Origin of the sequence: Sporosarcina gallistercoris, assembly GCF_014836415.1 — a bacterium.
Taxonomy (GTDB): domain Bacteria; phylum Bacillota; class Bacilli; order Bacillales_A; family Planococcaceae; genus Sporosarcina; species Sporosarcina gallistercoris.
On record NZ_JACSQY010000003.1, the window covers coordinates 244557 to 255826 of the forward strand.

At 45.3% G+C, this 11270-nt stretch carries 11 protein-coding genes and 1 tRNA gene; 9 read left to right on the top strand and 3 right to left on the bottom strand.

Annotated features, from left to right (window positions below):
- Window positions 1–10: 10 nt before the first annotated feature.
- Complete coding sequence (asd, locus tag H9659_RS06510; RefSeq protein WP_191689118.1) at window positions 11–811, bottom strand: archaetidylserine decarboxylase; 801 nt, start codon at window positions 809–811, stop codon at window positions 11–13.
- A 45-nt stretch (window positions 812–856) separates the two neighbouring features.
- Here asd and pssA point away from each other — a divergent pair, with 45 nt between their 5' ends.
- From pssA to recQ, 4 genes are all read left to right on the top strand, one after another.
- Window positions 857–1390 carry a CDP-diacylglycerol--serine O-phosphatidyltransferase gene (gene pssA / locus H9659_RS06515; RefSeq protein ID WP_191689119.1) on the top strand — a complete coding sequence of 178 codons (534 nt, stop codon included), beginning with the start codon at window positions 857–859 and terminating at the stop codon, window positions 1388–1390.
- A 100-nt stretch (window positions 1391–1490) separates the two neighbouring features.
- Window positions 1491–1581 (top strand) — tRNA-Ser (locus H9659_RS06520).
- Between the two features lie 146 nt (window positions 1582–1727).
- Complete coding sequence (locus H9659_RS06525; protein ID WP_191689120.1) at window positions 1728–2162, top strand: hemerythrin domain-containing protein; 435 nt, start codon at window positions 1728–1730, stop codon at window positions 2160–2162.
- A 69-nt stretch (window positions 2163–2231) separates the two neighbouring features.
- Window positions 2232–4004, top strand: a complete 1773-nt coding sequence (gene recQ / locus H9659_RS06530) for a DNA helicase RecQ (protein WP_191689121.1) — start codon at window positions 2232–2234, stop codon at window positions 4002–4004.
- An 83-nt stretch (window positions 4005–4087) separates the two neighbouring features.
- Here the strand turns inward: recQ and H9659_RS06535 are convergent, their stop codons facing one another.
- Entirely contained in the window at window positions 4088–5254 is a 1167-nt protein-coding gene (locus tag H9659_RS06535) for an MFS transporter (RefSeq protein WP_404828974.1), read from the bottom strand.
- Between the two features lie 204 nt (window positions 5255–5458).
- On the opposite strand from H9659_RS06535, the gene H9659_RS06540 reads away from it, so the two are divergent.
- The 3 genes from H9659_RS06540 (at window position 5459) to argF (ending at window position 8700) form a co-directional block, all read left to right on the top strand.
- The gene (locus tag H9659_RS06540; protein ID WP_191689123.1) at window positions 5459–6445 is read left to right on the top strand and encodes a diaminopimelate dehydrogenase; all 987 of its coding nucleotides are present in this window, start codon (window positions 5459–5461) and stop codon (window positions 6443–6445) included.
- Window positions 6446–6520: 75 nt separating this feature from the next.
- Entirely contained in the window at window positions 6521–7609 is a 1089-nt protein-coding gene (locus tag H9659_RS06545; RefSeq protein WP_191689124.1) for a M42 family metallopeptidase, read from the top strand.
- Between the two features lie 131 nt (window positions 7610–7740).
- A complete protein-coding gene (argF, locus tag H9659_RS06550) occupies window positions 7741–8700 on the top strand; it encodes an ornithine carbamoyltransferase (RefSeq protein ID WP_191689125.1) in 960 nt (319 codons plus the stop codon).
- Window positions 8701–8759: 59 nt separating this feature from the next.
- Here argF and sspI read toward each other — a convergent pair whose 3' ends face one another.
- Window positions 8760–8972: a small acid-soluble spore protein SspI gene (gene sspI / locus H9659_RS06555; RefSeq protein WP_025783254.1), complete on the bottom strand. Its 213-nt coding sequence runs from the start codon at window positions 8970–8972 to the stop codon at window positions 8760–8762.
- 95 nt (window positions 8973–9067) lie between these two features.
- On the opposite strand from sspI, the gene H9659_RS06560 reads away from it, so the two are divergent.
- A complete protein-coding gene (locus tag H9659_RS06560; RefSeq protein WP_191689126.1) occupies window positions 9068–9832 on the top strand; it encodes a TrmH family RNA methyltransferase in 765 nt (254 codons plus the stop codon).
- Between the two features lie 400 nt (window positions 9833–10232).
- Window positions 10233–11270, top strand: a complete 1038-nt coding sequence (gene pheS, locus H9659_RS06565) for a phenylalanine--tRNA ligase subunit alpha (protein ID WP_191689127.1) — start codon at window positions 10233–10235, stop codon at window positions 11268–11270.

The window sequence follows — 11270 nt, forward strand, 5'->3', positions numbered from 1 at the left end:
CCCTCTTTTGTCAATTCTTTGATGAACAATTTTGAGGCACCCATTTACCGATAGGTTCTCCGACTTGTACTGCACCTTTTTCTTGGATCGTAGGTGAGAATGGGGAATTGCCTGCGACGAACAATAGAATCGTTGAACCGAATGAGAAATACCCAAAGTCTTCTCCTTTTTTTGCTTTTTTGGAAGAAGAGTATAACTGTACGGAGTTTACATTGAGCGCGCCCACTTTGACAAGTGCTAATTTGTCATACGCTGTTGACAGTTCCGTAATGAGTCGATAATTCGTTTCAAATGGTCTGTCTCCATATGTTAGTCCCATATTATTAACAGGATATGATTTTTTTCCGAGAGCGTACCGGTTGATGACTGTGCCATCTGCCGGGTAGTGGAAGTGATGATAATCTGCGGGAGATAAATAGAATACAAAGTACCAGCCGTTTTTATAAGCAGATGCCCTCTTTTCATCCATGAATATTTCATTTATACTGTATGTATGACCTTTAATTGTAAATTGGTGCCCATCTTTCATCCGTCCATAGGAACTTAGGTGCCCGTCAGAAGGAGAGATGAGAACTTCTGGTGAATCATCAAAAGGTCGCACTCCAGGTTTTAGTTTGCGTGTGAAAAACGATTGCAGGCTGTCATAGTGTGTTCTTGGGTATTCCATGCTGGATTCGTCTATTTTATAAGCCGAAGAGTACATGTTGATGAGCGGTTTACTTAATCGTGAAGCGGACACATACCGGAGTATACTGGAAGCAACCGGATTTCCTGTCAATTCTACAAATGACTTTAAAAATTTCTTTTTCAATACAATCACCATCTTTAGCTAGTATATATTATTGGGAGGTTTGTTATGTTTTCGTTTCGATACATTGATTATACTAAAGTGAAGGCCCAGTTGGCGAATGCAATTACTTTAGTGAACTTAAGTTTTGGGGTTATCGCCGTTATACTGATTTCCAAAGATTTGGCTCACATGAGTTTGGTATTCATTTTCCTGGCAGCATTATTCGATCGTTTTGACGGCATGACGGCTCGTCATTTTCATACGGAATCCGCTTTCGGTAAAGAATTGGATTCGTTAAGTGATATTATTTCGTTTGGGATCGCACCTGCAGTTCTCATCTACCATTCTGCCCTATCTGACATGCTTTGGGTAGGAATTGCTGCTACAATCATTTATATTGCTTGTGGGGCAGTTCGCTTGGCACGGTATAATGTGGAAGAGTTCGACGGTGTTTTCCGCGGTGTTCCGATTACTGCAGCTGGTGTCGTTTTAACAGCGTTGTATTTCGCCGTTCCATATGTCGCTGCACCGTATCTTGTCATCGCCATGCTCGTCCTGTCTTGGGCGATGGTCAGCAACTTTAAGATTTCTAAAGTATAACAGTCAACCCCTTTACTTAGTTACTGTCTTATAGTTGAGTAAAGGGGTTTCCAGATTGATGAATGACAGTGTACGTGTTATAATTTTACTCGTTAAAAATGGAGGCGTACCCAAGAGGCTGAAGGGGGCTGACTCGAAATCAGCTAGGGCGTGCAAGCGCCGCGGGAGTTCAAATCTTCTCGCCTCCGCCATACATACAACAAACCGTCTTTGCGAATTTGCAAGACGGTTTGTTTTTGTTTTCGATTCCCGTGTTGTATCGTCGCCATGTTCGTTCCATTCTCCTTACCAATCTGCTATTCTTAGAGTAGATAATTTACCAAAAGGAGTGATTGAGATGGCAGGACCTGCATTAAAGCAATTACAATCTCACCGAGCTATTCATGAAGGCGGATTATCCGGTGCAATCGGAAAAACGGAGATGCTGATTGACTTCCTTCAAGAAGGAGATCAAGAAAATGCTGAACGCGCTGCGAATGACTTAGTCGATTATTGGAAGACTCGTGTGATCAGTCATGCGGATGCGGAAGAAGATGGGTTTTACCAAGAAATCCTCAATGAAAATCCTTCCATGGAAAAGTCAGTGGTCCAGCTGACACGGGATCATGATCTGATACGGATCATCGTCTCTGATATTGAATCGCTTAGAGAAACGGACGGGCTCAGTCCAAGTGTCCTTCAAAAGTTTTATGCGTTACTCGTTGTGAACGAAATCCATAGTCGTGAAGAAGAACGTCTATTATTTACAGAACCGTCTTCGGAAAACGCTTGAATCGGTTGGAATTATATGGCTCGCCATTTCGAGTGATGAGACGGATTTCCAAAGAAAGGAGGACACTCAATGATGCAACAAGCACTTGCCGTACTCGCTGAAAAATTCGGATATACTTCATTCCGTACAGGCCAAGAACAAGTTATCCAGCATGTGATGGATGGACAGGACGCGCTCTGTGTCATGCCGACAGGTGGAGGGAAATCTCTGTGCTATCAAGTCCCAGCAATGTTATTGGAAGGAACGGTCCTCGTCATATCCCCACTCATTTCCCTTATGAAAGATCAGGTAGATGCACTTTGGCAGCTCGGGATTCCTGCTGCCTACATAAACAGCACGTTATCGTCCGAAGAGTATTTCGGAATACTTGAGAATGCGATTGCTGGGCACTATCGTTTGCTTTACATTGCCCCGGAACGATTGGAGTCGGAATCCTTTTTAAGAGAATTGAGCCGCATGAGCGTACCGATGATCGCCATCGATGAAGCGCACTGTATTTCCCAGTGGGGGCATGATTTCAGGCCAAGCTATCGTAATATTAGCCGCGTCTTGAATTGCTTTCACGAAAAACCGGTGCTGCTTGCCTTGACGGCAACGGCAACGCCTCATGTCCGGGAAGACATCCGCCTGCAGCTCGGTATACCGCAAGAGCAAACTGTGATGACAGGTTTTGAGCGATCGAATTTGGTGTTTACAGTAGTGAAAGGGCAAAACCGTGAAAAGTTCATCAAAGATTATGCGAGTAAAAACAAGGGTGAGGCAGGGATCATTTACGCTGCAACCCGTAAAGCGGTGGAAAGTATTTATGAATTACTGAATCGTGCTGGATTTGAAGCAGCAAAGTATCACGGCGGAATGTCGGATTCGGAACGTCATCAAGAGCAGGAACGCTTTTTGAACGATGAAGCGACAGTTATGGTGGCGACAAATGCATTTGGCATGGGAATTGATAAATCGAATATTCGTTATGTCATCCATTATCAAATGCCGAAAAATATGGAGAGTTACTATCAGGAAGCAGGACGGGCGGGGCGTGATGGACTTGATAGTGAATGTGTACTTCTGTTCGCCTCGCAAGATATTCAGACACAACGATTTCTGATTGACCAGTCTCCTGATTCTTCTAGAGTTCCGGCAGAACTCGAAAAGTTACAAGGAATGATCGATTATTGCCATACAGAAAAATGTTTGCAGCAATACATCGTGACGTATTTCGGTGAAGAAGACGCTCCGGTATGCGGTAGATGCGCGAATTGCACGGATACGCGTGAACAAATGGACGTTACACTCGAAGCTCAAAAGGTATTGTCATGCGTCATTCGGATGGGTCAGCGTTTCGGTAAGACGATGATTGCACAAGTACTTACCGGTTCGAGGAACAAAAAATTGCTGGACTTCAAATTCGATCAGTTGACGACGTATGGGCTGCTGAAAGAAAAAAATGCGAAAGACGTCTCCGATTTTATCGAGTTTCTGATTTCAGCCAACTGTTTACAAGTGGAGAATGGCCAGTTTCCAACGATTCGTGTGGCAGAACGCGGAAAAGAAGTCTTACTTGGCAATGATAAAATCATGCGAAAAGGTTCATTTGTCTCGAAAACACTAACAGAGAACGATCCGTTGTTCGAACAACTGCGTCAACTGAGACGTCAACTTGCCCAGGAAGCAGGAGTTCCGCCATTCGTCATTTTCTCGGACAAGACCTTGAAAGATATGGCCATGAAAAAACCAGCAACGTCTGCTGAGTTTTTAGACGTTGTAGGTGTGGGGCAAACAAAGCTCGAAATTTATGGAGAAGCGTTCATCGAGGAGATAAAATCTTTTCAACTCCAGGAGATATGATAGTTATATCTATTTATACATTTGAAAAGGGCTATCCCAAGATCGTGAAGATGATCTTCGGGAGTGCCCTTTTTAAATATGTGTTAAAGGTGAACAGCAGAACGTTTCATGAACAAACCGTAGACTGTGTAGGCTGCTACTACGAGCAGAAGCACACCTGTAAAGGTGAATGCACCTCGGAAATTCAAATTTAATGCTCCGATCGTATATGAACCCGCCACAACGCCCATGGAGAAAAATGCATAGAAATAACCGTAGGCTTTTCCGCGGTAGGAGGCTTTCGAAGAATCGATGAGCAATGAGTTGATGGATGGGAATAGAAATGCGAATCCGACCCCATATAACGCCATTGTTCCATATAGACGAATCAGTTCGTCTGCCTGGCTTAGCAGCAACATGCTAACGCCCATTAAGGAAATTCCGAAAGCGAGTGTAATCATGGGCCTCACCCGATCGAAAATCCGGTTGATCGGCAGTAAAAACACCAGGATCGCCACGATGCCGAATGTACTAAGCAGCGCGCCCGTCGTTTTTGTATCAAATCCAAGTGCTTCGACCTTTAACGGAAGAATAAGTGCCAGGACACCTTGTGAGAACATGAGGAAGAAAGCGCCGGCAAAGGCACGTTGTATTCCAGGATGGCGGAACATAGCTCCCACATGCTTTTCTGTAGACTTTACTTGGTTTTTTTTGACCCGTTTCACGGAACGCAATAGCAGAAATGCTAAAACTGCCAGGATTGCCATGATAACGCCGTTTACGAGCATGATGAGAGGAGTTCCTTTTGCCGGATTCCCGATGTTCGAAGCGACGATACCGCTATATGCTGGACCTGCAATCGCAGCCATACCGACAAAAGCCCCGGAAATAGCGACACTTTTCCCGCGCTTTTCAGGTTGAGCACGGTTGGCTAGGAAAGTAAACGCAGCAGGAATTATCAAACCATTCGTAAACCCGTGAATGAAACGGACTCCCACGAGTAGCCAAGCCGCGTGGACTGTGGAATAGAGCGTCAACGCCAGCGCGTTCGTTAAAAGTCCGATAAGTAAAATAATGAAAGGACCTCTTTTATCCGTCACAAATCCCGAAATGACATTTCCAAAAACGTTTGCAAGGGAGTAGGTTCCGACAACTAATCCAGCTACAAAAGTGGATGCGCCAAGAGAAAGCGCGAATGGGCTCATAATAGGTAACTGGGAAAACAAATCAAAAAATGAAAAGAAAACGATTAAATAGACAAAAAATCGCATACATACGCCTCGTTTCAGGAATTCAATAACCATTTATATTTTATCACGACAAGGTTTTAAATCAACGAACAAGAATAGTTGTTGTCCAAAATGGAGGAATCGTGTGACGAAATTGTAGACTAATAGAAATCAGAAGAAAAAATAGCAATCTGATTAGAAAAACTGTAAAATAACGAATAGTCAAACGTTATGGGGGAATGAGACATGGAACCGAAGATCAAAATTGGAATAGCAGGATATGGAAACCTTGGGAAAGGCGTTGAATATGCGATATCCCAGCAACCTGACATGGAGCTGGTTGGCATTTTTTCGAGAAGAGATCCAAGCAGCGTCCACCCAGTCGGTGACAGTGTAGCTGTCTATCCGTTGGCAGACGTTGAAAAGTATGTGGAGGACGTGGATGTCATGATCCTATGCGGAGGGTCTCGATCAGATTTGCCTGAACAAGGTCCTGCACTTGCAAAGTTGTTTACGACTGTCGATAGTTTCGATACACACGCTAAAATCCCTGAATACTTCGATGCGCTTGATGAAGCGGCGAAACCAGCGGGCACCACAGCGGTTTTGTCTGTAGGGTGGGACCCTGGCCTATTTTCGCTGAACCGTTTATACGGGGAGTCTGTACTTGCTGAAGGGGCTACGTACACATTCTGGGGCAAAGGGCTAAGCCAAGGTCATTCCGATGCAGTGCGACGCATTGACGGAGTCAAAAATGCGGTCCAATATACCATTCCCTCTGAAGAAGCGGTTGAAAAAGTTCGAGCCGGGGAACAGCCTGAATTATCCACACGCGAGAAGCATGTTCGTGAATGCTACGTCGTGTTAGAAGAAGGCGCGGATGCAGCAACCGTCGAAGAGACCATTGTCACTATGCCGGATTACTTCTCCGACTACGATACGACTGTTTCGTTCATCAATGAAGAAGAAATGCAAAAGAACCACAGCGCGATGCCTCACGGCGGATTTGTTATCCGCAGCGGCAAAACAGGCAATGGTACTAAGCAGGTGATGGAGTATTCACTGACGCTTGACAGCAATCCTGAGTTTACTTCAAGTGTCCTTACTGCATATGCAAGAGCTGCATTCAGATTGAACAAATCCGGTCAGCACGGAGCGAAAACTGTGTTCGACATTCCGACAGGTCTCTTATCACCTAAAAGTGCTGCACAACTTCGAAAAGAATTGTTATAAGAATGTACAGGTAACTTTGAAAACACGCCAACTTGTACTATACTAGGAACATATTTACTTAGGGGGTCGAAGGATTTGGTTAAAATGGATGATACGCTGCACATGCTGAAAGAGTTAACGGATGCAAAAGGTACAGGTGGAAACGAGCGGGAACCGCGTGATGTCATGAAGCGTTACCTTGAACCATTTGCAGACGAAATTGACCAGGACGGACTCGGTTCACTCATTGCAAAACATACAGGCGATGAAGCAGGACCGAAAGTAATGGTCGCGGGTCACCTCGACGAAGTCGGATTCATGATTACACGAATTGACGATAAAGGGTTCCTGAGCTTCCAAACTATCGGCGGCTGGTGGTCACAAGTCATGCTTGCTCAACGCGTGACGATTGTAACTCGCAAAGGGGAATCCATCACAGGAATCATTGGCTCTAAACCGCCGCACATCCTTCCTGCTGAAGTACGCAAAAAGCCAGTAGACATAAAAGATATGTTCATCGATATCGGTGCTTCTTCTCGTGAAGAGGCAATGGAGTGGGGCGTATCACCTGGAGACATGGTCGTTCCTTACTTCGAATTCACGGTCATGAACAATGAGAAATATTTGCTTGCAAAAGCATGGGATAACCGAATTGGCTGTGCCATTGCAATCGATGTCATGAAAGAATTGAACAAACAGGGTCACCCGAACACGCTCTATAGTGTTGGAGCTGTGCAAGAAGAAGTCGGTCTTCGCGGCGCTGGAACTGCAGCCAACAAAATCAAGCCGGATATCGGTATTGCAGTTGACGTCGGAATCGCTGGCGATACACCAGGAGTAAGCGCTAAAGAAGCGGCAGCAAAAATGGGGGATGGTCCCCAAATCATTCTCTATGACGCATCAATGATCGCGCATAAAGGCTTACGTGACTTTGTTGTCGACACTGCGGAAGAAAACGGCATACCCTACCAATTCGATTCCATGTCAGGTGGCGGAACGGATGCCGGTTCGATCCACTTGAGCGGCAACGGCGTACCTTCTATCGCAATCACTGTTGCGACTCGCTACATCCATAGTCACGCCGCAATGCTGCACCGCGATGACTATGAAAATGCTGTTAAACTAATCGTGGAAGTCATTAAAAAGCTGGACCAAGAAACAGTCGATAAGATTATTTCTGAATAAATGAGGGAAGAGGCAGATCAGAACCTGGTCTGTCTCTTTTAATTTTCAATAAAGTATAAAAATACAATTGACTTTATAATTATTCATATTTATACTGTGAATAACCAATTTTATTCATGGAGGATGATAGTATGACAAGCGCATTCGAATTGAAATACATGGAGAAGCAATTGAAAGGGAAAGACTTTTTGGCAATCGAGGATTTTTCATCTGAAGAAATCGACTATCTGCTCGATCAGGCAGCGAAAATGAAAAAGGATTTTTTAGCAGGAGGAGCGAGTAAACCACTTGAAGGAAAAACTCTTGGAATGGTATTTGAAAAGAATTCCACACGTACCCGTATTTCGTTCGATGTGGGCATGTTCCAGCTAGGCGGGCATGCATTGATGATGAACCCGACAGAACTGCAAATCGGACGCGGTGAGTCGATAGCGGATACTGCAAAAGTGTTTTCTGAATACCTGGATGGGGTCATGATTCGCGCGAACTCACATGAAATGGTGAAAGAGTTCGCAGACAATGCCTCCATCCCTGTCATTAACGGTCTCACGGATAAAGTACACCCGTGTCAGGCACTGGCGGACCTTCTGACCATCCAGGAAGTGAAAGGGAAGCTGGCAGGCTTGAAACTGGTCTACATCGGAGACGGCAACAATGTTGCGCATTCTCTTCTGATGGCTGCTGCTAAAATGGGCATCCACACAGCAATCGCTACACCGATCGGATACGAAATGGATGCGGACATCGCAAAATCTATCGAGAAAGCAGCGGAACAATCAGGTGTTACGATGACACAATTGACAGACCCGATCTTGGCTGCAAAAGAAGCAGACATTTTATATACAGACGTGTGGGTCAGTATGGGGGACGATGAACAAACAGAGCAGCGACTCTCCGACTTCGAAGGATTTGAAATCAACGACGAACTCACGAGCTACGCAAAATCAGATTATACGTTCATGCACTGTCTACCCGCTCATCGCGGTCAAGAAGTTTCAGCATCAGTCATCGACGGAGACCAATCCGTCGTCTTCCAGCAAGCAGGAAACCGTATGCATGCTCAGAAAGCCTTGCTAGCTGCTTTGTTATAACCGCAAAAAAAGACTGGGAAGCGATTCAATTCGCGTATCCCGGTCTTTTTTTGTGGAATTCACTGTGCAGCAAATGCGTGCTCGAGCTCTCCTGTGATTTTCATCTTTTCCTGATCATCGGCGCGCTGCCATAGCTTCTCGAAGAACACGCCTAAGCCAGGAAGCAGATGCTCTTCTCCACGCGCGATTGCGTCGTCGACAACTCCGCGTATGTCTTGCGCTTTGTTATCGGTCATATTTGCCGTAATGGCATCTCTGATTTGAAAATTCATTCATCTGACCTCCTTTCAACGTACTTAAGTTAAGTATCGCCAAGAGAGCTTGTCTTTGATACACTGAAAAGAAAAAAAGGAAGTTATCCTACACTATGAAACGTATTGAATCCACACAGAATGGACTTGTGAAACATTGGAAAAAACTTGTGACAACAAAGAAAGAGCGCGAACGGTCCGAAGAATTCATCATCGAAGGGCATCATTTAGTCGAAGAAGCGTTGAAGGTTGAAGGTTCGGTGCTTCACATTATGTTCCGGGAAGACGTTGAAATTCCGTTTGAATTGGAAGAGTCTTCAATCCAAATCATTGAAATGACAAAAGCGGTAGCTGCTGAAATCTCAGAAACAGAGCATCCACAAGGGATTTTTGCTCATTGCAAACAGCCGATACCTTCAGAGGATGCATATCCGGGTTGGAAACGCCTTCTGTTCATCGACGCTGTCCAAGACCCAGGCAACATTGGTACGATGATCCGTACTGCTGATGCGGCTGGAATGGACGCGGTGATTCTCGGGAAAGGGTGTGCTGACCCGTTCAGTCCGAAAACAGTCCGTTCCGGGCAAGGTTCCCATTTCCATATTCCTATCGTCAAAGGCGACTTGAGTGAATGGATCGAACGCGCGAAACAAGGCGGCTTACAAGTGATCGGTACCGGTTTGCAACAAGCGAAAGATCATTTCACTGTAGACCCGATGCCTTTGTTCGCACTTATAGTAGGGAATGAAGGAGCAGGAGTTTCGGATGAATATTTGGAGCAAGCGGATACGATCGTGAAGATTCCATTATACGGCGATGCGGAATCATTGAACGTGGCAGTAGCGGCTGGTGTCCTGTTATACACATACGCACGCCGATAATTCAGTCAAGTATTGAAGTATGGAGCGGATTCCGCTATACTGATGAGGTATACAGGAGCACCAAAAAACAAAAGTGTTGACCGGGAAGAGGAAACAGAACATTTGACGCTAGGGAGTCCATACCTTGACTGGAAGTATGGATCGTCGGAACTGTTGACGTTCACCCCGCGAGCTGCCTTCAGGACCAGCATAGTGCTGTAAAGATGAGCCGGCTACGGACCGTTATTCCGAAGTTGAGAGATCGTGTGCACGACTGGCATGATAATCAGGGTGGTACCGCGAATTCGTCCTCGTCCCTTTTTTAGGGGACGAGTTTTTTATTTTGTTGAGCTTTTGTTTAGCAATGGGCTTGACTGACATTCATCAGCGAAAACAAAGCTATTTTGAAAGGAGAATGACAATGGAGCAGCAGTTGGAACAGTTGAAACAAGAAGCACTGCAGAAAATTGAAGCCGCAACGTCAGTGAAAGAGCTGAATGACGTGCGTGTAGCTTATCTAGGGAAGAAGGGGCCGATCACGGACCTTCTGAAAGGGATGGGGAAACTTCCGGCAGAGGAACGTCCTAAAATGGGGGCACTCGTCAACGTCGTTCGTGAAACCGTTACAACTTCACTAGAAGAGAAAATGGAATTATTGGAACAACAAGCGGTTAATGAAAAACTTGAACAAGAAACAATTGATATTTCGCTACCAGGAAGACCTGTCAAACTCGGCAACCATCATCCATTGACTCGCGTTGTTGAAGAAATCGAAGACTTCTTCATCAGTATGGGATATGAAGTCGCGGAAGGTCCCGAAGTGGAACAGGATTACTACAACTTTGAAGCATTGAACCTGCCAAAAGGTCACCCTGCACGCGATATGCAAGACTCGTTTTACATTACGGAAGATGTATTGCTTCGTACGCACACGTCTCCAGTACAAGCACGCACGATGGCTGCTAAAAAGGGCGAGCCGATTAAAATCATCTGTCCGGGCAAAGTGTATCGCCGCGATAGTGATGACGCAACACACTCCCACCAATTCACTCAAATCGAGGGTCTCGTAGTCGGAGAAGACATCCGGATGAGCGACTTGAAAGGGACTCTCGCATTATTTGCGAAAAAGATGTTCGGTGAAGAACGGGAAATCCGGCTTCGCCCAAGTTTCTTCCCATTCACAGAGCCTTCTGTAGAAATGGATATTTCATGTTTCAAATGTGGCGGATCAGGCTGTAACGTATGTAAGAAAACTGGCTGGATTGAAATTCTAGGTGCTGGCATGGTACATCCGAATGTCCTCGAAATGGCTGGATATGATCCTGCTGTTTTCACTGGATTCGCGTTCGGTATGGGACCGGAACGAATTGCCATGTTGAAGTATGGCGTAGAAGACATCCGCCATTTCTTTACGAACGATATGCGTTTCATTTCACAATTTAACCGCACAGAAGTGTAA

Bases quoted from the DNA above. Each gene is read 5' to 3' on its own strand.
- pssA (WP_191689119.1), top strand. From the start codon at position 857: ATGTTTTCGTTTCGATACATTGATTATACTAAAGTGAAGGCCCAGTTG.
- H9659_RS06525 (WP_191689120.1), top strand. From the start codon at position 1,728: ATGGCAGGACCTGCATTAAAGCAATTACAATCTCACCGAGCTATTCAT.
- recQ (WP_191689121.1), top strand. From the start codon at position 2,232: ATGATGCAACAAGCACTTGCCGTACTCGCTGAAAAATTCGGATATACT.
- H9659_RS06535 (WP_404828974.1), bottom strand. From the start codon at position 5,254: ATGCGATTTTTTGTCTATTTAATCGTTTTCTTTTCATTTTTTGATTTG.
- H9659_RS06540 (WP_191689123.1), top strand. From the start codon at position 5,459: ATGGAACCGAAGATCAAAATTGGAATAGCAGGATATGGAAACCTTGGG.
- argF (WP_191689125.1), top strand. From the start codon at position 7,741: ATGACAAGCGCATTCGAATTGAAATACATGGAGAAGCAATTGAAAGGG.
- sspI (WP_025783254.1), bottom strand. From the start codon at position 8,972: ATGAATTTTCAAATCAGAGATGCCATTACGGCAAATATGACCGATAAC.
- H9659_RS06560 (WP_191689126.1), top strand. From the start codon at position 9,068: ATGAAACGTATTGAATCCACACAGAATGGACTTGTGAAACATTGGAAA.
- pheS (WP_191689127.1), top strand. From the start codon at position 10,233: ATGGAGCAGCAGTTGGAACAGTTGAAACAAGAAGCACTGCAGAAAATT.